The following is a 19,196-nucleotide window of genomic DNA, read 5'->3' as shown; positions in this document are numbered from 1 at the left end:
GGGGGGGGCGGCCCCCGGGGGGGGTGCGCGCCCCCCCCCCCCCCCCCCCGGGGGGGGGGGCCACCCCCCCCCCCGCCCCGCCCCCCCCTCGGGGGGGGGGGGCCCCGGGGGGCCCCCCCCGCCCCTCGCCTCGGAAGAAGCTCTACGCCGCGCCCGCGGTGTCGAGCACCCACGCGTACTCGAAGGCAACTTCCTTCCACTTCTCGTAGCGTCCGCTGACGCCCCCGTGACCGGCACTCATCTCGGTCTTGAGCAGCAACGGCGCCTCACCGGACTTCGTCGCACGCAGCGCGGCAACCCATTTCGCGGGCTCCACGTACAGCACGCGGGTGTCGTTGATGCTCGTGATCGCGAGGATCGCCGGGTACTCCTTGGCGGCGACGTTCTCGTACGGGCTGTAGGACCGCATGTACTCGTACACCTGCGGATCCTCGAGCGGGTTGCCCCACTCGTCCCACTCGATCACCGTCAGCGGCAGGTCCGGGTCCAGGATCGAGGTGAGCGGATCGACGAACGGCACGTTGGCGAGGATGCCGGCGAACAACTCGGGCGCGAGATTCGCGACCGCGCCCATCAGCAGGCCGCCCGCGCTGCCCCCGTCGGCGACCAACTGCGCCGGTGTCGTACGCCCCTCGTCGACGAGATGTCGTGCGCACGCGACGAAGTCGGTGAAGGTGTTCTTCTTCGTGAGCGTCTTGCCGTTCTCGTACCAGTGCCGACCCATCTCGCCGCCGCCGCGCACGTGCGCGACCGCGAACACCATGCCGCGGTCGAGCAGCGACAGCCGTGCCACCGAGAACGCCGGGTCCATGCTGGCCTCGTACGAGCCGTACCCGTACAGCAGTGTCGGCGCGGGGTCGCCACCGATTCCCTTGCGCCGCACGATCGACAGCGGGATGCGGGTGCCGTCCTCGGCGATGGCCCACTCGCGGTGCTGCTCGTAGTCGGCGGGATCGAACCCGCCGAGCACGGGCTGCGACTTGCGCAGCAGCAGCGCGCCGGTCGCCAGTTCGTAGTCGTACACACGGGAGGGTGTGATGAACGAGGTGTACCCCAGGCGCAGCATCGGCTGGTCCCATTCCGGGTTGGAGCCGAGCCCCACCGAGAACAGTTCCTCGTCGAACTCCATCTCGACCAGGTAGCCGTAGCCGTCCGCGGTGAGCGGCCAGATCGCCAGGCGCGTCAGCACGTCCCGCCGGTAGCTGAGCACCAGGTGGTCGGCGAACGTGTCGATGTCCTCGAGTCGGACGTCGTGGCGGTGCCGGATCAGGATCTCCATCGCACCGGGCTCCGACACCGGGGCCTGCGCCAACACGAAGTTCTCGGCCTTCTCGCCGTCGACCACGTCGTTGTGCAGGATCAGGAAGCGGTCCTCGCCGGCGATCACCGCGTGCTCGGCCGAGTACTCGACACCCTCGCGGCGCGGCAGGATCACCCGGAACTCGCCCTCGGGGTTCGCCGACTCGAGGATCCAGCCCTCGGTGGTCACCTTGGACCCGAGCCAGATCATCAGGTACTTCTCGCTGCGCGTGGACCCGACCGCCACCCAGTACCGCTCGTCCGGTTCGTGGAAGACCTGGACGTCCTGGTCCTGTGTGGTGCCGAGCTTGTGGCGCCACACAGTGTCGGGACGCCACGACTCGTCGACCGTCAGGTAGAAGATGTGCTGGTGGTCGATGGCCCACGTCGCACCGGGTGCGGTGTTCGGGATCTCGTCGGCGAGCAGCTCACCGGTCTCGAGATTCTTGAACCGCAGCGTGTAGCGCTCGTCACCGATGACGTCCACCGAGTACGCCAGCAGCGTGCCGTCGTGGCTGACCGAGAACGCGCCGACGGAGAAGAACTCGTGGCCCTCCGCCTCGATGTTGCCGTCGAGCAGCACCTGCTCGCCCGGCATCGCGGTGTCGGCCGACAGCTCCGGCGGCGTCCAGTCGTCCGGTCCCGAGATGGGGCACCGGCAGTTGACGCCGTACTGCTTGCCCTCGGCGGTGCGCGCGTAGTACCACCAGTTGCCCAGCCGCGTCGGGACCGACATGTCGGTCTCCTGCGTCCGCGACTTGATCTCCTGGAACACCTTCTCCCGCAACGGCTCCAGATGCTCGAGCTGCTGCGCGGTGTACGCGTTCTCCGCCTCGAGGTACTCGATGACCTCCGGGTCCTCCTTGGCCCGCAGCCACTCGTAGTGGTCCACGAACGTGTCCCCGTGATGGGTCCGCTCGAGCGGCACCCGCTTGGCGACCGGCGGAGTCAGCGCGCTCATCTCAGCCCACCCAATCCTCGAAGGACAGACCCGAGATGCGCTCGTAGGCCTCGATGTAGCGGGCGCGGGTCGCGTCCACGATCTCCTGCGGCAACGGCGGGGGCGGGGTGTCCGAGGCGCGGTCCCAGCCCGACGCGGGGCTGGTGAGCCAGTTGCGCACGAACTGCTTGTCGAAGCTCGGCTGCACCTTGCCCGGCTCGTAGCCGTCGGCCGGCCAGTAGCGCGACGAGTCCGGCGTCAGCACCTCGTCGGCCAGGACCAGGTTGCCGTCGGAATCGAGACCGAACTCGAACTTGGTGTCCGCGAGGATGATGCCGCGGTCGGCCGCGAACGACGACGCTCGGAAGTAGATGTCGAGGGTGTCCTCGCGCAGCTTGACCGCGAGATCCCGACCCACCTTGTCGACGACGGCCTGGAAGTCGATGTTCTCGTCGTGGTCACCCAGGTCGGCCTTGCTGGCGGGCGTGAAGATCGGATCCGGCAGCTTGCTCGCCTCGACCAGGCCCTCCGGCAGTTCGACGCCGCACACGGCGCCGGTGCTCTGGTAGTCCAGCAACCCCGAACCGGTGAGGTAGCCGCGGGCGACGCACTCGACGGGGACCATGTTCAGCTTGCGCACCACCAGCGCGCGGCCGAGCACCTCCTCGGGGATGCGCTCGTCGAGCGGGTCACCGGCAAGGTGGTTGGTGCCGCCCAACTTCTCGAAGAAGAAGACGCTCATCGCGGTGAGCACGCGCCCCTTGTCCGGGATCGGGGTGGTCAGCACGTGGTCGTAGGCCGAGATCCGGTCACTCGCGACCAGCAGCAGGTGCTCGTCGTCGATCGTGTACAGATCGCGGACCTTGCCGCCGGCCAGGTGGGTGTAGGAATCGAGTGAAGGACGCACGTGGCTACCCTATCGGTCCGGCGAATCGGCGCACCCCACAGCACGCAACCGCTTGGTCAGTGTCTGCAGAACATGCCGTCCTCCTATCACCGACTGCCCGCCGAGATCACCGTCGCCTCGGTCCGGGACGGCGACGAGGGGCTAGCGAGCGCCTGGGCGGAGCGGGCGCGACCGGGCGACACGATCGGCGCCGCGGCCGGTGGTGGCGTCACGCGTTCCCCGACGCCCCGGACGAGAAGGTGTTCGCGTGGGTGTCCGCCGAGTCGGCCGTCGTGCTCGACCTGCGCCGCCACCTGCGCCACAACGTCGGCCTCGACCGCAAGTCGACGCTCGTCATCGGCCACTGGAAGCGCGGTGTCAGCGAGACCGGGTACGGCAAGGCCGCCGACCACGACCGCGACTTCACCGAACACGACGACCGACCCCGACTCCCCCGTCCCCCGTTCTCCCGCGTTTTGCGCACTTGTCGCGCCTTCCGAGACCGGATTTGCACGATAAGTGCGCGAAACGCGGGGTGGGTGGCGTCGGGAATAGGACCGCACCGAAGATCGTTAGCCTTGTTTCAGACTTGGTGTGCGCCGGGACACGGTCGGCTGATCCACCTCGGCATCGATCTACAGGAGAGTGATGGCGACCGACACGACCGCCGCAGCCAGGGCATCGGTGGGACTGCGCTCGGAACGCGGCCCGATCCTGTTGTCGCTGATGCTCAGCACGTCCCTCGTCGCGCTCGACAGCACGATCATCGCGACCGCGGTGCTCACCATCGTCGGCGATCTCGGCGGGTTCTCGCAGTTCCCGTGGCTGTTCTCGGCGTACCTGCTGGCGCAGGCGGTCTCGGTGCCGATCTACGGCAAGCTGTCCGACGTGTTCGGCCGCAAACCGATCATGCTGCTGGGCATCGCGCTGTTCGCGATCGGTTCTCTGCTGTGCGGCCTCGCGTGGAGCATGCCGGCGCTGATCGTCTTCCGCGCGATCCAGGGTCTGGGCGCCGGGGCGGTGCAGCCGATGAGCCTCACCATCGCCGGCGACATCTACACCGTGGCCGAACGCGCGAAGGTGCAGGGCTACATCGCGAGCGTGTGGGGCATGTCCGCCGTCCTGGGCCCGACGCTGGGCGGCGTGTTCTCCGAGTACCTGTCGTGGCGCTGGATCTTCCTCGTCAACCTTCCGCTGTGCGCGATCGCGGCGTGGATGCTGCATCGCAAGTTCACCGAGAAGACCACCGCCGCGCGGCGACGCATCGACTACCCCGGCGCAATCCTGCTCACCGGCGGCGCCGCGCTGATGATCCTCGGACTGCTCGAGGGCGGCCAGTCGTGGGAGTGGCTGTCCCCGATGGGTATCGGCATCTTCGTCGTCGGGGCGCTGCTGCTCGTCGGGTTCGTCCTCGTCGAGCGCCGCGTCGCCGAACCGATCCTGCCGCTGCACATGCTGACCCGCCGGGTGCTGGTCGCGAGCAGCCTGGTGTCGCTGTCCGTCGGCGCGATCCTGATGGGCCTCACGTCGTACGTGCCGACGTTCGTGCAGGGCGTGCTTGGCACCGGCGCGCTCGTAGCGGGCTTCGCGCTCGCAGTGCTCACCATCGGCTGGCCCATCGCCGCATCCCAGGCCGGACGGCTGTACCTGCGCGTCGGGTTCCGCACCACCGCGCTGATCGGCAGCGCCCTCGCACTCGTCGGCACCGCGCTGTTGCTGCTGCTCTCGGACGGCTCACCGGTGTGGCAGGTGGGCGCGACATGCTTCGTCATCGGATCCGGGATGGGCCTGATCGCCACCCCGACGCTGATCGCGGCGCAGACCAGCGTCGACTGGACCGAACGCGGCGTGGTGACCTCGACCAACATGTTCGCGCGCTCGATCGGCAGCGCCGTGGGCGTCGCGGTGTTCGGAGCGCTGGTGAACTCGCGGGTCGGCGACACGGCCGAACCGGATCCGGGCGACCTGTCCGAAGCCATCCATCTGGTGTTCCTCGGCCTGTTCGGGATCGCGGTGCTGCTGACCGTGTCGTCGGCGCTGATGCCGAAGGCCGAGAAAGCCGACGAGGCCGAGGAGGCCGAGGAGGCCGAGGAGGCCGAGGAAGCAGACAAGGCGGACAGCGCCGCCTGACCCGTCGTCTATTCTTCACGATGTTGTCACGGTGTTCGGGAAGTCCGGTTGAAGCCGGCGCGGTACTCGCCACTGTGGGCAGGTACGTCGACTACTAGGGGTTCGACCCCAGCCACTGGATGCGCACGCATCCGGGAAGGCGTAGCCGGCGGCTATCCCTGCCGAGCCAGGAGACCGGCCGTGACGCACACCAGCACGTTTTCCACGAGTCATGGAAGGCGGGTCGCTTTGCGTACCCCTGTTTCACACCGAGTCATCTCCTCCGCGGCACTGTCGATCACTGCCGTACTCACGCTGTCCGCGTGCGGCGGATCGTCGGACTCCGACGCCGACACCGCTGCGATCTCCCTGCAGAACTGCGGTCGGACCGTCACCCTCGACGGCCCCGCCGAGCGGGGCGTCACCCTCAACCAGGGCGCCACCGAGACGGCGCTGTCGATCGGCGCCCAGGACCGGATGGCCGGCACGGCCTACCTCGACGACACCATCGCGCCGCAGTGGGCCTCCGCCTACGCGCAGGTCCCGGCGCTCGACGAGAAGGACTACCCGAGCCGCGAGGCCCTGCTCGAGGTCAAGCCCGACCTGGTGCTCGCGTCGTACTCGAGCGCGTTCGACGACAAGGCCGTCGGCTCGCACGAGTCGTTCGACGCCCTCGGTGTCGCCACCTACGTCTCCCCGTTCGGCTGCAAGGACAAGTCGACCCGTCCCGCCGTGTCCTGGGATTCGATCGGCACCGAGATCACCGACTACGGGACCCTGTTCGGCCGCAACTCCGAGGCCGACGCCGTCGTCGCACAGATGCGCGAGACCCTCAGCGGCATCGAGGCTGCGGCGCCCGCGAAGGGCAAGAGCATCTTCTGGTACGACAGCAACACCGATACCCCGTACGTCGGCGGCAACGCCGGCGGACCGCAGCTGATCATCGATGCGGTCGGCGGCACCAACATCTTCGCGAATGCCGACGGCGCGTGGCTCGACGGCAGCTGGGAGACGGTGCTGGCCGCGAACCCCGACGTCATCGTCCTCGCGGACGCGTCGTGGGACACGGCCGAGGAGAAGAAGAACTACATGCGGAGCGACCCGGCCCTGAAGGATCTGAAGGCCGTGCGCGACGACGCGTTCGTCGTGGTCCCGTTCTCGGCGAGCACGCCGGGACCGCGCACCATCGAGGGCGCGAGCCTGGTCGCCGAGCAGCTGGGCGACAACGGGGCATGAGTCCGACGACCCGGGTGCCGGCCCGGGTAGCCGCGACGACCAGCACCGGCTGGTCGGTGATCCTGGTCGCGCTGCTCGCAGTGAGCTGCGCGGCCGGGGTCGCGATCGGTGCGGCCGACCTGTCGATCGGCACGGTCGTCGAGTCGATCGCCGGACGCCTCGGCATCGGCCCGGGCACCGATCTGCTCACCACCCACATCGTCGTGGACCTGCGGATGCCGCGGGTGCTGGCGGCCGCGGCGATCGGCGCGGGGCTCGCCCTGTGCGGCGCCGTGCTGCAGTCGCTGACCGGCAATCAGCTGGCCGACCCCTACCTGCTCGGCATGTCCGGGGGCGCGTCACTGGGTGCGGTCCTGGCACTGACGACCGGCGCGAGCGCGGTGGGCGCCTTGGGATTCGGCGCCGTGTCGTCCGCCGCATTCCTCGGTGCCCTAGGGAGCCTGCTGCTGGTGTTCGTCATCGCGACGTCCCGGTCCGGGGCGCTGCTGCCCGGTCGACTCGTCCTCGCCGGTATCGCGGTGGGGCAGTTGACCGCGGCACTGACGTCGGCGTTGGTGTTGTTCGGCGACCGCGACTCCGCCCACCGGGTGCTGAACTGGACCCTGGGCTCGGTGGCCGGCGTGCGCTGGTCGGGTCTGGTCGGCATCGTCGTCGTCGTCGCCGCGACGATGACGATCTTCCTGGCGTACAGCCGGGTACTGGACTCGTTCGCGTTCGGTGAGCGTGCCGCCGCGAGCCTCGGCACCAACGTCGAGCGGTCGCGCTGGGTGCTGTACGCGGTGGCGTCACTGTGCACGGCGGCGCTGGTGGCGCAGGCCGGCATCATCGGCTTCGTCGGGCTCGTGGTGCCGCACGCGGCCCGGATGCTCGTCGGGCCGCTGCACGCGCGCCTGCTCCCGGTGGTCGCTCTGGTGGGCGCCCTGCTGCTCGTGTGGGCCGACATCGCCGCCCGCACGGTCATGCCCGGGCGGGAACTGCCGATCAGTATCGTCACCGCGGTCGTCGGGGTGCCGGCGTTCGTGTGGCTGCTCCGACGACGGGGAGCCACCTCATGACGCACCACTCTCCCGAGATCCGGGTCGAGGACGTCACCTGGTCGGCCGGAGGCACGCGGATCCTCGACCGGGTGTCGTGCACGGCCCCGGACGGTCGGGTCACCGGGCTGATCGGGCCGAACGGATCGGGCAAGACCTCGCTGCTGTCGGCGATCGCCCGGCTCGAACGTCCCGACAGCGGACGGGTGCTGATCGGCGACGTCCCGGCGACCGCGATGCACCGGCGCGAGTTCGCCCGGACCGTCGCACTGGTGGAACAGCATTCGGCCACCGAACTGGACCTGACGGTGGAACAGATCGTCGAACTCGGTTCCATTCCGCACCGCGGTGGCTGGGCCCGCCCCGCCGCACTCGGCACGGGTGAACTCGTCACCGACTGCCTTGCGACGGCCGGCATCGCGGACCTGCGACACCGGTTGTGGCAGAGCCTGTCCGGCGGCGAGAAGCAGAAGACCCAGCTGGCCCGCGCGTTCGCGCAGCGCCCCTGTGTGCTGCTACTCGACGAGCCCACCAACCACCTCGACGTCTCGGCGTCGCTGGAACTGCTCGAACTGATCCGGGCCCGCGGGCTCACCACAGTCGCCGCGATGCACGACCTGAACCTGGCCGCCATGTACTGCGATCACCTCGTGGTGCTGCGCGACGGCCGGGTCGTCACCGAGGGCCCGACGGAGTCGGTACTCACCGCCGAACTGCTGGCGGACGTCTACGGCCTCGACGCCCTGGTGCAACCCCATCCACGAACGGGCCGTCCGATGGTGGTGCTGTGCGGCACCGTCGACGCGGCAGCCGAAAGGTCTTTCTCATGAACACGGTTGCGCAGAACCGGTGGGTGGTCGTCACCGCGCCCACCGATCGCGGCGCCGATCCCCGCGACCAGGTACTCGGGGCGCTGCGCACCCTGCAGGACCGGCACCCGGACACCGTCTTCGTGACGGCGGTGCTCGGCGGCTCGGGAACATCCGTCACCACGGCGCTCGACGAGGCGACCGCGTCCGGCGCGACCGAGGTCGTCGTGGTGAGCGCCCAGACGGTGCTGGACCGCAAGATCGACGCGTGGTTCCGCCGCGTCATCGGGCACTGGCTGCGCGAGCACTCCCGCGAGCACTCCGAGGAACGGATTCCCGACGTGCGGGTCGCGAATCCGCTCTCCGACAACGCGAACTACGCCGACCTGCTCGACGCCGCGATCTCGGGCCCCACCACCCCGGCGCGCACCACCACCGCTCCCCTGACCTCCCCTGCCTGGGACGAGGTGCCCGGCTTCGCACGGCACGTCCTGGTGTGCCGGGGTCCGCGGTGCTCGGCCCGCGGCGGTCCGGAGGCCGCGCAGGCGCTCGACCACGCGCTCGAGGCCCGCGGTCTGGGTGACGACGACGTCCTCGTCACCCAGACCGGTTGCCTGTTCCCGTGCTCGCAGGCCCCGGTCGCCGTGGTGTACCCCGACAACACCTGGTACGCCGCACTGCACGCCGACCGGGTCGAGCGATTCGTCGACGAGCACCTCGTCGAGGGACGTCCCGTCACCGAGTGGCACGGTGTGCGGCGATCCTTGGACCCCGCCGAGTAGCTCCACGTCACCACTCAATCGGGCTGCGGTACGACAGCCCACGCCTCCACCTCCATCAGCATCGCCGGATCCAGCAGACTCGCCACCACGACGGCCGTACCGGCAGGCGAATTGTCACCGAGGCACTTCGCCCTGGCGTCGCTGTAGGCACCGAAATATGAGGCGTCGGTGAGGTAGCAGACGAGCTTGACGACATCGGAGACGCGCGCACCGGCAAGGCTGAGGGCCGACTCGATGTTGGCGAAGCACTGTTCGGCCTGATCGCGCGGATCGTCGGAGACCACGGTTCCGTCGTCGCCCAGTGCGACCTGACCGGAGACGAGGACGAGTCCCCCACACCGGACGGACTGCGACATCCCGGCAAACGTCAGATGCGGTGGGCTGAACCCTCGTTGCACCCCGCTCGATTCGGAGATCTGCGTCATCAGGGCATCCCGGCCGTTGCGCCGGTACAGACGTCGAGCGTCGACCCGGTGACGTAGCGCGCCTGGTCCGAGACCAGATAGAGCACTGCGTCCGAGACGTCCTGCGGATCGACCCACGGTATCCGCATGGGACTCATCCGTGAGTAGATGGGCTCGACGTCGCTGCGGTCCGGGGAATCGACCCCTGGACAGAACAACTCGTACATCGATGCGTTGTGCACCATCGGCGTGTCGACAGTTGCCGGGCACACCGCGTTGACGGTGATCCCGTGTTCGGCCACCTCGAGCGCCAGGGTCTTGACCAGGCCGATGACGCCCCACTTCGCGGCCACGTAGTGGGCCAGATTCGGGTTGCCCATGCGACCACCCATCGAGGCGGTCGCTACGATCCGTCCGCGTCCCTGCCCCACCATCGTGGGCGTGACGGCACGGAGCGTCTTGAACACTCCGGTCAGATCGACTCCGATCATCTCATCCCACATGGAATCGGTTATCTCCCAGAACCTTCCATGCCCACAGATTCCCGCGTTCGCGACACAGATGTCGAGTGAGCCGAAACGGTCGACCGTCTCGGACACCGCGTCGTCGAGCGCGTCGCCGTCCCTCACATCGAGAGCGAAGGGCTGGCATTTCCGCCCCACCTCTTCGACGAGGCGGACCGTCTCGGCGAGATCATCCTCGGTGGCGAGTGCGTAACGGATCGAATCGAGGTCGCGGCAGATGTCGGACACGACGACGTCTGCACCCGCATGCGCCAGGGCCAGCGCGTGTGAGCGCCCCTGCCCGCGTGCGGCTCCCGTGACGAAAGCGACCTTGCCATCCAGATTGCCCATCGGGTTCTCCTCTCGTACCTTCTGTCGTTCCGGTCAGGTCGTCTTCGGGGTCTTGCGAATCTTGGTGAGGACCACGGCGAGGACAAGAGCGCCGCCCTGGAAGGTGGAGATGACCCAGAAGGGGATGCCCCACAGCTGCAGTCCGTTGATTCCGATTGCGATGATCGCGAGACCGACGAGCAGACCTGGGACGTTGAATCGTCCCGGCTTGATCATGGTCGATCCCAGGAAGGCGGCCGCGTAACACGGCAACAGATACTGTCCGCCGACATCCGGCTGCCCCGTGCCGATGCGGGCCGTGTACACGAGTCCGGCCAGGGCTGCGCAGAATGCCGAAGCCCAGAATGCAAGGTAGAGAATGCGATCCGTCGGCACCCCCGCCAACCGCGAGGCCTCACGACCGGCGCCGGTCGCATAGATCATGCGCCCGAGCGGGGTGTGTTCGAGGACGTAGTACACGATCGCCGCCAGCACGATGACGCACACGATGGGGTTGGGTATCCCGAGGATCTCACCCCGCCCGAGGTCGGTGAATGCGGTCGGGATGTTCTCCGATACCGCTTTGCCGTTCGCGACGAGCTGGGACAGCCCGAGGAAGACCGAGCCGGTTCCCAGAGTCACGATGAATGGATCGATCTGGAGTCGAACCACGAGGAGGCCGTTGACGAATCCCGCCAGCGATCCGGCCAGGAGGGTAACGACGATGACCGCGATCACCGGCATCCTGCCGGAGGTCGCCTGGAACATCGACGCGGAGGAGATCACCGACAGCGTGATCACACCTCCGATCGAGATGTCGAAGACACCGGCAGCGAGCGGGAACAGCAGCCCCAGCGCAACTATCGCGGCGATCGCCTGGTTGTTCACCACCGCAACGAGATTGCTGCTGGTGAGGAATACGCCGGGGAGGGCGATCGTGAATCCGATGATCATCGCGAGCAGCAGCGCCGGGCCGGCCCATTTCGATGCGAGCGAGTTCACGGACGTGCGTCTGGCACGAGTCCCGGCGATGTCGCGCGCCGAGAGATCAGGACGGGGCGTAACAGAGTCCAACGATTCTTTCACGAGTGATCTCCTCCTCCTGTAGCTCTGCTTGGACAGACCCGTCCCGGAACACCAGGACGCGATCACACGCTGCTGCGAGGTCGTCGGTATCCGACGAACAGAGCAGGACTGCGATGCCGTCCCGCGCTGCCGATTCGGACACGACTCGGAGTATTTCCGCTGATCCTCCGACGTCGACACCGTGCGTAGGTTCTTCGAGGACGAGTACACGCGGATCGATGCGCAGCCAGCGGAGAACGAACACCTTCTGGGCGTTGCCGCCGCTGAGCAGTTCGATCGGCCGGTCCGGGTCTCCCGGGCGGATGCCGAAGCGATCGATCCCGGCGAGTACCTCGGTCTGTTCCGCTCGCCGGCTGAGGATTCCCCTGCGCCACAGCGGCCGGAGCCTCGATATCGTCATGTTCTCGGCCACCGACATCGTGAAGATCGCCTTGAGGCGCCGCTCGCCGGGCAGTACTGCCACTCCGTGCTCGCGCATCGGCCGCGTTCCGAATCGACCCACGGGTCGCCCTTCCACCCTCACCTCCCCCGAGACCACTCGGGCACCGCCCTGAAGCAGTCGCACTACCTCGTGCACTCCGGATCCGGTGAGTCCCGCGATGCCGACAACCTCGCCGGCTCGCACACAGAAGCTGGCGCCCTTCAAATCCCTACCTGCAACCACGTCGACGAACTCGAGACGAGTATCGCCCTGCACTCGGCCCTCGTTCCGGGGGCTTCGCACGGGCGTCAACTCCGTGCCCGCGATCACCCGCGCCAGTTCCGCTCCCGTCAGGTCGGCAACCCGCGAGCGCAGGGCCACCTTGCCGTCCCGGAGGACGGTCACCTGGTCCGCGATTTCGAGGACCTCCTCCAGCCGGTGGGTCACGTAGACGACTCCCACGCCGCGCTCGACGAGCCGACGGACCAGGCGGAACAAGTTGCCGACCTGCTCGGAGGGCATCGCCGCCGTCGCCTCGTCGAGGACGAGCACCGTCACCGAACTCTGGTCCCCGAGGGCTCGGGCGACCGCGACCTCGGTCCGCTCCACGGCCGTCAGATCCGAGAGCGGGGCGTCGAGGTCGATGTGGCCCAGATCCAGTTCTTCGAGGCTGCGTCTCGCCAGTTCACGTTCACGGCGCCATTTGATGCGACCGAGGCGGCGGGCGTCGTAGTTCCCGACACCGAGCCTCAGATTCTCGAGGACGGTCAGGCCCTCGACCATCCCGATGTCCTGGTGGATGAACCGCATTCCCGCGTTGCGTATCCCGGCCACGTCGCCGAACCTGATCGGCTTCCCGGCTACCGAGTAACCTCCCGCTCCCGAATCCGGTAGGTGATATCCCGACATCACCTTGATGAGCGTCGACTTTCCCGATCCGTTGTGGCCGAGCAGGGCATGAATCTCCCCGGCTGCGACCGCGAAGTCCACATTGTCGAGCGCGCGCTGTCCCGGATAGGTCTTGGTGATAGCGGCCATTTCGAGAGCCGTCATCACGCACCCTCACCTCTACCCGGCGCATCCGAGATCACGCGACACCCCACAGCGTCTCGAACTGCTCTCGGAAACCCGTTGCACCCTCGTAGGTTCCGTTCTGGGGAACGCTCGACTGGGTCATCAGGAGCTGGGTCGGGTTCGAGATCCCGTCCGGGATCGACTGACCGGCGGCGAGACGCACGGCCGCGTCCACGACAGTCCACCCGTTCTCGTACACACCCGAGGCAACGTCGGCCTTGATGATGTCACCCTTGCGCACCAGCGCCAGTGACGGTTCGTCGCCGTCGAAGGTTCCGACCGAGATGGAGTCGGCCTTGCCCGCCTGACGAACCGCGTCCGATGCCATCAGACCGGAGAATCCGGGTGTTCCTACAATCCAGTTCAGCTTCGGATTCGACTGGATGGCCGCCTGGAGTGCGGGAGGTAGGTCCGTTTGCGCCGTGGCCGCCGAGAATCGCTTGATCGTGGTCTTGCACGAGTCGCACTTGTCGAGGGCGGCCTCGATTCCCTCTGCGCGCTGCCCGTTGCACCCGTAGACGGTGTCGGCGAACACTGCGACGTCGGCCTTACCACCGCTTTCGGCGACGATGAAGTTGCCGAGCATTTCGCCTTCCTGACGGCAGACGTTGCCAACCTCGACGGTGTTTCCCTTGGCGGGATCGGGCTGCTCCGAGGTGAACTGGCCGATGACGGGAATCCCGGCGGCGTGCGCCCCGGCGTACGCCTCGGCGGCATCCGCCGCGGGCCGGGCATTGTTGACGATCACGTCGGGCTTGGCGTTCACCGCCTGGCTCATACAGTTCTGGAAGGACGCGACGTCGGCCTTCGCGTCGCACACCTTCACGGTGAATCCGAGGGCAGCGGCCGCTTCCTGAACCCCTGCCACCTGTGCAACGCATCCGGGTATCGATTGGTCACACCCGACGAAGAAGATGGTGCGGGTCGCAGGTGGGGTCACCGGACCGAGCTGGGCCGCTCGGATGACGGTGGGAACCGTGGTGGCGGCCTGCGCCGCATCCTGAGCGGCGGCCAACCACTCGCTACCAGCCGGATCAGAACCCGGATCGGTTGCGGTGTCACCGGTGGCGCCGGCGCATCCGACGAGCATGACGGTCGCCGTCACCGCCCCGAGAACGCCGAGCATGATCCTCGACAGGCGACGGCGCGTGGATCGCTGTGTTACCGACACGGTCATGTCAATCCCTCTCACTCGGTCGATGGAGTGCCCACCGCAGAACTCGGGGCAGGCTCCAGAGTTTTCGGACTATGCGGTGGCCCGGACGTTGGAGGTGATGGCGTCACCGAGCGCCTTGATCCCGCGCTCGATCTCGTGGTCGGGGGCATGGCTGTACGCCAGCCGCAGATAGCCCTGCCCCGCTTCCTTTCCGAGGAACTTCTCGCCGGGTCGACAGAAGACGCCACTCATCGCAGCGGCGTGCTGGGCTCGATCCCAGTCCACCGAGTCGTCGATCCGCAACCACAGATAGAAGCCCCCGTCAGGCACATCGAAGTCGACCAGACCGCCGCAATGCTCACGCACGGCTTGCACCGCGATGTCGCGCTTGCGGCGATAGACGGCGTTTGCCCTCTCGATGTGCGGATCGAGCTTGTTCTGGGCAAGGTAGTCGGCCATCATCCGGCACATCCACTGGCTGACGCCCAGGTCCTGCCGGACCGAGGCCAACGCGTGAATCATCTGCTCGGATGCGCACATCCACCCGAGACGCAGTGCAGGGGCGAGGACCTTCGAGAACCCGTGAGACTGGATGACCAGACCGGAGGTGTCCATGCTTCGGAGTGAGGGCACCGGATCTCCGCCGTAGCGCAGATCGGCGTAGATCGAGTCCTCGAGAACGATCAGTTCCCACTTCTCGGCGATCTCGAGGAGGCGCCGACGGCGTTCCTCCGGCATCACCACACATGTCGGAAGCTGAAATGTCGGAATCACATACAGCAGTTTCGGTTTCACGCCGTCCCGGCGGAACTCCTCCAGACGTGCCTCCAGGGACTCGATGACAAGGCCGTCCTGGTCGATGTCGACGGTTCGAATGTCGGCACCCCGCATCTGCATGAACCGCATTGCGTACGGGAAGGTTGCCGCTTCGACGAGAACGCCGTCGCCGGGGTTGACGAATGCATTGACCGCCAAAGCGATTGCCTGGACCGACCCGGAGGTCAGGATGAAGTTGTCCGCGCCGAGACCGCCGATCCCCTGGGTCCGGCCCAGCCACGTTGCCAGCTCCGCCCGAAGACCGGTGTGGCCGAGCATCAGTTCGATGTAGGAGGGCAGATAGACGATCTGGTCGTTGGACTTGTCATAATCGAACGAGATGTACTCCAGTGCCAACCCGCCGTCACGGTCGAGTACATCACCCATCAGCTCCTTGAAGTCCTCGATGGGAAACGTCTCTTCGGCGGCGATGCCCTGGTCGAAGTTGAACGTGACTGCAGCCGGCGGGTCCGGGAAGAACAGGGCAGGTCCGCCCTGAGCGAGGTCCGACAGAAGATGCTTCGGGTCGATCGTCATCGAAGAACTCCTTCGTTGTTGCTGAGATCTGAATTCGGGGGCACGAGAAGGGATTACGCGACGTGGAATGCGTTCCATCCGGCGGCGACGTCGAAGGCGTTGCCGGTGACGTACCGGGCATCGTCCGAGGCGAGGAACAGCACTGCCGCACTCGCATCGGCCACCTCGAGCCACGGAACACCCATGGGATTGAGTCCTGCGAACACCTCACGCACGTCGTCGGTCGTCGGCTCTCGGAGGTCCGGCCGGAACAGCCGATAGGTCAACTGGTTGTGACACATGTCTGTCGACACCGACATCGGGGCGAAAGCATTGACCGTGATGTTGTGCGGTGCCAGCTCGATCGCCAGTGATTTGACGAACCCGATGACACCCCACTTCGAGGCGGCATAGTTCGCGTTGTTGGGCCCGCCCTCTCGCGCAACCGACGACGACGTCGCGATGATCCGCCCGCTCCCCTGTTCGATCATCTGCGGCACAACCGCTCGAATGCTCGTCGCGACGCCGGTGAGGTTGACGTCGACCACCTCACGCCAAACTTCATAAGACATGTCGCGAAGCGGGCCGAACGATGCGAGGCCGGCGTTCGCGACGAAGACGTCGACCCTGCCGAACCGTTCGACGGCAGCGCCGACCAACTTGTCCATGTCGGCGCTCGAACGGGTATCCGCCAGCATCGAGATGCACTGACCACCGACCGACTCGACCATCCGGGCCGTCTCCGACAACTGCTCGGGAGTCGACATCGGCGACGCGCACGGGATCTGTTGTCCCAGATCACACAGCACCAGCGACGCGCCCTGCTGCGCGAACGACAGCGCATGGGAACGTCCCTGACCCTTGCCGGCACCGGTCACGACGACGACTCGTCCTTCGAAGCTCCTCATCACCTCTCCTCACGCCGTATTGGTTGCGGCCAATCCGGCCGAGACATCGAGCACCGATCCCGTCATATCCAGCCCCGTTGCCCCGATCACAAACATCGCCGCATCACAGATGGATTCGATCGACACGTACGCGGATCTGCTGGGGTGAATCAGCTCGAGGGCGCTACGGGCGGACTCCTCGTTCACCTCTCCCACCGGGTCGTTTCCAGCACGCCCGGCCTGCGCCAGGGCCCAGAAGTCGGAGGTCCGCGACATCGTCGTATCGACGGGACCGGGAGCGAGGACGTTGACCGCGAGCCCGAACTCCGCGGACTCGAGCGCCAACGACTTGGCCAGCCCGATCAACCCCCACGCTGCTGCGGCGTAGTGGGAGAGTCCGGCAGCACCGCGTCTGCCTTCCTCCGCGGCCACAATCACCACGCGGCCCGAACCGGACGACTCGAGGTGCGCGAGCGACGACCGAATGCAGTGATACGCACCGTGCAGATTGGTATCGACCACCGACTCCCACTGCACGTCGGTCATCTCGGCAACGGGTACAGCACTCCGCACGCCCGCCGCACATACGAGTATGTCGAGCCCGCCGAGCGCGGACACGGTCTCGGCCACCGCGGACTCGACAGCAGCCGGGTCACGCACGTCGATGGCGATCGCATGCGCGCGGCGCCCGTGCGCACGGACTTCCGTTTCGATATCCCGCAGGTCAGCCTCATCGCCGAGGGCGTATCCGAGCGGCGGATCGTTCCATTCAGGCGCGTCCCAGATCGCGACATCCACACCGGCCGCCGCCAGCCGCTTGGCGATCGCTGCACCTATACCGCGGGCGCCGCCTGTGACAACAGCGACGGATCCCTCCAGATCTCTCAATTGAACCGCCCTCACATCCAGGGTCATTCGAGCCTATTGAAGAACCATTCAGGTGAGGCGACTATCCACCCGGAGTCGACGGTTGTCAACGACTGGACGAATTCGATGCGATCTCGCACGTGTGTCCGAATCACTGTGTTAAACATCAGCGTTCAAGGACACGAACCATCCGCGTCGCACTGCGCAGAGGAGCTTCCAGCCACGTTGAACAATTCCTCACCTCAGCACCCATCGGGCCGGGCGGTCGGCAGCGAACCGCCGAGTAGGATCGGGCACCGGCAACAGACAACGCCCCTGATCGGGGCGCAAACCAGGGCGGGGTATGGACAACAAGCGCAACTCCCGTGCGGCCGAATCCACCACCGGATCGACGCCCACCAGAACTCTCCTCGTGACGGCCGCCCGAGACGTCTTCGTCGATCGCGGCTTCTTCGACACACGCATCACCGACATCACGACCGCAGCCGGAGTCGCGTCGGGCAGCTTCTACACGTACTTCAGTTCGAAGGAACTCGTCTTCGAAGCCATGCTCGACGAACTGGACGCCGCAATCATGCCGGCATCCTGGTCACCGGAATACGGCGTCCACCAGTGGATTCGCACGAATGCCCACCACTATCTCGAGGAGTTCACACGCCACGCCGACTTCTGGCGACGAGTCGAGCAGGCGGCACTCGGAAATCGCGACATCAGCCGCATGCTGGCCGCACGACGAGAGGTCTATGTCGCCCACGTGCGCGACACGATCGCCGCCTGGGTCGAGGCCGGATTGGTCACGCCCGGCGTCCCCGTCGACCTCACCGCGCTCGCTCTCGTCGCAACTACCGAACAATGCGCCTTCCAGTGGTTCGTGCTCGATGACCGCCCTCCAGCGATCGATGCCGCCGCGGACCAGCTGACCGACCTCTGGTGCCGCGTTGTCGTTGTCGCTGCCACCGAGGGATTGACGAAATGAGCGACAAGACGTCCATGACCCGCCAGGGGCTACGCACCCGCGGATCGCTCCTGCGCGCAGCCCGGCGTGTCTTCTCCGAAAGGGGCTTCCATCAGGCACGCGTTGCGGACATCACCGCAGAAGCAGGCGTCTCCGTCGGTACGTTCTATCGGTACTTCGAGGACAAGAACGAGCTGTTCACGAATCTGATCATCGACGTCGAGGACGAGGTCTACGGCGAACTCTCGTCCCCAGTCGCCGGACCGGATCAACCGCGTGCCCGAATAGCCGAGACGAACCTGCTGTACCTTGAAGCCTTCCAACGCAATTCCGACTTCTGGAAGGTACTCGGCGAAGCCGCCCTCTCCAGCGCAGAGGCGCGCCGGGCGCTCACCGACCGGCGCCGCTACTACCAAGGGCGAACCTGCCGCGCGTTCACCCGCTGGCAGGACGAGGGCCTGATCGACGCGAATCTCGACGTCGATGCCGCTGCCGCGATGCTCGGCGCCATGACGGAACGATGCGCGTACATCTGGTTCGTTTTCGGCGAGCCCCCGGCGTTGGAGGAGGCGTCCGAGCACCTGACGACCCTGTGGTTGAACGCGCTGGGGGTCGTAGCCGGCGGTCCGTCTGCCACCCTGGAGCCATGACCTCCGCCTCGCCCCGCGTCACGATCACGTACTGCACGCAATGCAACTGGCTGCTCCGAGCCGGATGGATGGCACAGGAATTGCTGAACACGTTCGGCACCGAACTCGGCGAGGTGGCAATGATTCCCGGTACCGGCGGGATCTTCCAGGTCACTGCGGGCGACACAGTGGTGTGGGATCGTAAGCGCGACAGCGGTTTTCCCGACATCGTGACACTCAAGAAGCTGGTGCGTGACGCGGTCGTGCCGGACCGGGACCTCGGGCACGCAGATCGCAAGCACAACAACTGAGCTCGAGGTCTTGACGGTCACTCGATCAGCGACCACTGTTGATCAGAGACATATGGGGCGATACCGCACCCCGTGAAACGGCCGATCCCGTCGCGCGTCGGCCGCACTGATACAGCTGTGCCACCGCACAATGGAGCTGAGGCCGT

The 19,196-nt window shown here is 66.9% G+C and carries 18 protein-coding genes, 1 pseudogene and 1 riboswitch; of the genes and pseudogenes, 9 read left to right on the top strand and 10 right to left on the bottom strand.

Features of this window, described 5'->3' with window-relative positions:
- Window positions 1–142: 142 nt before the first annotated feature.
- The gene (locus J2X34_RS25560; RefSeq protein WP_429520088.1) at window positions 143–2,260 is read right to left on the bottom strand and encodes a S9 family peptidase; all 2,118 of its coding nucleotides are present in this window, start codon (window positions 2,258–2,260) and stop codon (window positions 143–145) included.
- A 1-nt stretch (window position 2,261) separates the two neighbouring features.
- Window positions 2,262–3,146, bottom strand: coding sequence for a phosphoribosylaminoimidazolesuccinocarboxamide synthase (locus tag J2X34_RS25555; RefSeq protein ID WP_114720682.1), 885 nt, complete (start codon window positions 3,144–3,146; stop codon window positions 2,262–2,264).
- On the opposite strand from J2X34_RS25555, the pseudogene J2X34_RS25550 reads away from it, so the two are divergent.
- The 6 genes and pseudogenes from J2X34_RS25550 to J2X34_RS25525 form a co-directional block, all read left to right on the top strand.
- Window positions 3,134–3,442 (top strand): annotated as a pseudogene (locus tag J2X34_RS25550) (hypothetical protein); the annotation flags it as partial. The gene J2X34_RS25555 and the pseudogene J2X34_RS25550 sit on opposite strands and share 13 nt — an antisense overlap.
- A gap of 331 nt (window positions 3,443–3,773) precedes the next feature.
- Window positions 3,774–5,255: an MDR family MFS transporter gene (locus tag J2X34_RS25545; RefSeq protein ID WP_429520087.1), complete on the top strand. Its 1,482-nt coding sequence runs from the start codon at window positions 3,774–3,776 to the stop codon at window positions 5,253–5,255.
- A gap of 12 nt (window positions 5,256–5,267) precedes the next feature.
- Window positions 5,268–5,452, top strand: a riboswitch (cobalamin riboswitch).
- 73 nt (window positions 5,453–5,525) lie between these two features.
- A complete protein-coding gene (locus J2X34_RS25540) occupies window positions 5,526–6,470 on the top strand; it encodes an ABC transporter substrate-binding protein (protein ID WP_174914446.1) in 945 nt (314 codons plus the stop codon).
- Window positions 6,467–7,525 carry a FecCD family ABC transporter permease gene (locus J2X34_RS25535; protein ID WP_114720676.1) on the top strand — a complete coding sequence of 353 codons (1,059 nt, stop codon included), beginning with the start codon at window positions 6,467–6,469 and terminating at the stop codon, window positions 7,523–7,525. Before J2X34_RS25540 ends, J2X34_RS25535 begins: the two co-directional genes overlap by 4 nt.
- A complete protein-coding gene (locus tag J2X34_RS25530) occupies window positions 7,522–8,334 on the top strand; it encodes an ABC transporter ATP-binding protein (RefSeq protein ID WP_429520086.1) in 813 nt (270 codons plus the stop codon). Before J2X34_RS25535 ends, J2X34_RS25530 begins: the two co-directional genes overlap by 4 nt.
- On the top strand, window positions 8,331–9,095 hold the full coding sequence (locus J2X34_RS25525; RefSeq protein WP_429520085.1) for a (2Fe-2S) ferredoxin domain-containing protein: 765 nt from the start codon (window positions 8,331–8,333) through the stop codon (window positions 9,093–9,095). Before J2X34_RS25530 ends, J2X34_RS25525 begins: the two co-directional genes overlap by 4 nt.
- Before the next feature lie 14 nt (window positions 9,096–9,109).
- Here J2X34_RS25525 and J2X34_RS25520 read toward each other — a convergent pair whose 3' ends face one another.
- The 8 genes from J2X34_RS25520 to J2X34_RS25485 form a co-directional block, all read right to left on the bottom strand.
- Window positions 9,110–9,520, bottom strand: a complete 411-nt coding sequence (locus tag J2X34_RS25520) for a RidA family protein (protein ID WP_114720668.1) — start codon at window positions 9,518–9,520, stop codon at window positions 9,110–9,112.
- Window positions 9,520–10,353 (bottom strand): mycofactocin-coupled SDR family oxidoreductase, encoded by an 834-nt coding sequence (locus J2X34_RS25515; RefSeq protein ID WP_429520084.1) that lies wholly within the window; start codon window positions 10,351–10,353, stop codon window positions 9,520–9,522. The genes J2X34_RS25520 and J2X34_RS25515 overlap by 1 nt, the downstream gene beginning before the upstream one ends.
- A gap of 33 nt (window positions 10,354–10,386) precedes the next feature.
- Window positions 10,387–11,334: an ABC transporter permease gene (locus J2X34_RS25510; RefSeq protein WP_429520083.1), complete on the bottom strand. Its 948-nt coding sequence runs from the start codon at window positions 11,332–11,334 to the stop codon at window positions 10,387–10,389.
- 46 nt (window positions 11,335–11,380) lie between these two features.
- Window positions 11,381–12,892, bottom strand: coding sequence for a sugar ABC transporter ATP-binding protein (locus J2X34_RS25505; protein ID WP_429520082.1), 1,512 nt, complete (start codon window positions 12,890–12,892; stop codon window positions 11,381–11,383).
- 34 nt (window positions 12,893–12,926) lie between these two features.
- Window positions 12,927–14,090 carry a sugar ABC transporter substrate-binding protein gene (locus tag J2X34_RS25500; RefSeq protein ID WP_114720657.1) on the bottom strand — a complete coding sequence of 388 codons (1,164 nt, stop codon included), beginning with the start codon at window positions 14,088–14,090 and terminating at the stop codon, window positions 12,927–12,929.
- Window positions 14,091–14,159: 69 nt separating this feature from the next.
- On the bottom strand, window positions 14,160–15,422 hold the full coding sequence (locus tag J2X34_RS25495; RefSeq protein WP_429520081.1) for a PLP-dependent aminotransferase family protein: 1,263 nt from the start codon (window positions 15,420–15,422) through the stop codon (window positions 14,160–14,162).
- Window positions 15,423–15,475: 53 nt separating this feature from the next.
- Entirely contained in the window at window positions 15,476–16,309 is an 834-nt protein-coding gene (locus J2X34_RS25490; RefSeq protein ID WP_429520080.1) for a mycofactocin-coupled SDR family oxidoreductase, read from the bottom strand.
- A 9-nt stretch (window positions 16,310–16,318) separates the two neighbouring features.
- Window positions 16,319–17,176 carry an SDR family NAD(P)-dependent oxidoreductase gene (locus J2X34_RS25485; RefSeq protein ID WP_429520079.1) on the bottom strand — a complete coding sequence of 286 codons (858 nt, stop codon included), beginning with the start codon at window positions 17,174–17,176 and terminating at the stop codon, window positions 16,319–16,321.
- 322 nt (window positions 17,177–17,498) lie between these two features.
- Here J2X34_RS25485 and J2X34_RS25480 point away from each other — a divergent pair, with 322 nt between their 5' ends.
- The 3 genes from J2X34_RS25480 to J2X34_RS25470 are packed head-to-tail and all read left to right on the top strand — an operon-like array spanning window position 17,499 to window position 19,050.
- A complete protein-coding gene (locus tag J2X34_RS25480) occupies window positions 17,499–18,131 on the top strand; it encodes a TetR/AcrR family transcriptional regulator (RefSeq protein ID WP_429520078.1) in 633 nt (210 codons plus the stop codon).
- Window positions 18,128–18,760 (top strand): TetR/AcrR family transcriptional regulator, encoded by a 633-nt coding sequence (locus tag J2X34_RS25475; protein ID WP_429520077.1) that lies wholly within the window; start codon window positions 18,128–18,130, stop codon window positions 18,758–18,760. The genes J2X34_RS25480 and J2X34_RS25475 overlap by 4 nt, the downstream gene beginning before the upstream one ends.
- Window positions 18,757–19,050 (top strand): SelT/SelW/SelH family protein, encoded by a 294-nt coding sequence (locus tag J2X34_RS25470; protein WP_429520076.1) that lies wholly within the window; start codon window positions 18,757–18,759, stop codon window positions 19,048–19,050. Before J2X34_RS25475 ends, J2X34_RS25470 begins: the two co-directional genes overlap by 4 nt.
- Window positions 19,051–19,196: the final 146 nt, after the last annotated feature.

Origin of the sequence: Rhodococcus sp. BE178, assembly GCF_050433545.1 — a bacterium.
GTDB lineage: Bacteria > Actinomycetota > Actinomycetes > Mycobacteriales > Mycobacteriaceae > Prescottella.
The sequence above is the reverse complement of the archived record's forward strand: the minus strand, read 5'-3'. Positions and strand labels throughout refer to the sequence as shown.

Bases quoted from the DNA above. Each gene is read 5' to 3' on its own strand.
- J2X34_RS25560 (WP_429520088.1), bottom strand. From the start codon at position 2,260: ATGAGCGCGCTGACTCCGCCGGTCGCCAAGCGGGTGCCGCTCGAGCGG.
- J2X34_RS25545 (WP_429520087.1), top strand. From the start codon at position 3,774: ATGGCGACCGACACGACCGCCGCAGCCAGGGCATCGGTGGGACTGCGC.
- J2X34_RS25535 (WP_114720676.1), top strand. From the start codon at position 6,467: ATGAGTCCGACGACCCGGGTGCCGGCCCGGGTAGCCGCGACGACCAGC.
- J2X34_RS25530 (WP_429520086.1), top strand. From the start codon at position 7,522: ATGACGCACCACTCTCCCGAGATCCGGGTCGAGGACGTCACCTGGTCG.
- J2X34_RS25525 (WP_429520085.1), top strand. From the start codon at position 8,331: ATGAACACGGTTGCGCAGAACCGGTGGGTGGTCGTCACCGCGCCCACC.
- J2X34_RS25520 (WP_114720668.1), bottom strand. From the start codon at position 9,520: ATGACGCAGATCTCCGAATCGAGCGGGGTGCAACGAGGGTTCAGCCCA.
- J2X34_RS25515 (WP_429520084.1), bottom strand. From the start codon at position 10,353: ATGGGCAATCTGGATGGCAAGGTCGCTTTCGTCACGGGAGCCGCACGC.
- J2X34_RS25505 (WP_429520082.1), bottom strand. From the start codon at position 12,892: ATGACGGCTCTCGAAATGGCCGCTATCACCAAGACCTATCCGGGACAG.
- J2X34_RS25500 (WP_114720657.1), bottom strand. From the start codon at position 14,090: ATGACCGTGTCGGTAACACAGCGATCCACGCGCCGTCGCCTGTCGAGG.
- J2X34_RS25495 (WP_429520081.1), bottom strand. From the start codon at position 15,422: ATGACGATCGACCCGAAGCATCTTCTGTCGGACCTCGCTCAGGGCGGA.
- J2X34_RS25490 (WP_429520080.1), bottom strand. From the start codon at position 16,309: ATGAGGAGCTTCGAAGGACGAGTCGTCGTCGTGACCGGTGCCGGCAAG.
- J2X34_RS25480 (WP_429520078.1), top strand. From the start codon at position 17,499: ATGGACAACAAGCGCAACTCCCGTGCGGCCGAATCCACCACCGGATCG.
- J2X34_RS25475 (WP_429520077.1), top strand. From the start codon at position 18,128: ATGAGCGACAAGACGTCCATGACCCGCCAGGGGCTACGCACCCGCGGA.
- J2X34_RS25470 (WP_429520076.1), top strand. From the start codon at position 18,757: ATGACCTCCGCCTCGCCCCGCGTCACGATCACGTACTGCACGCAATGC.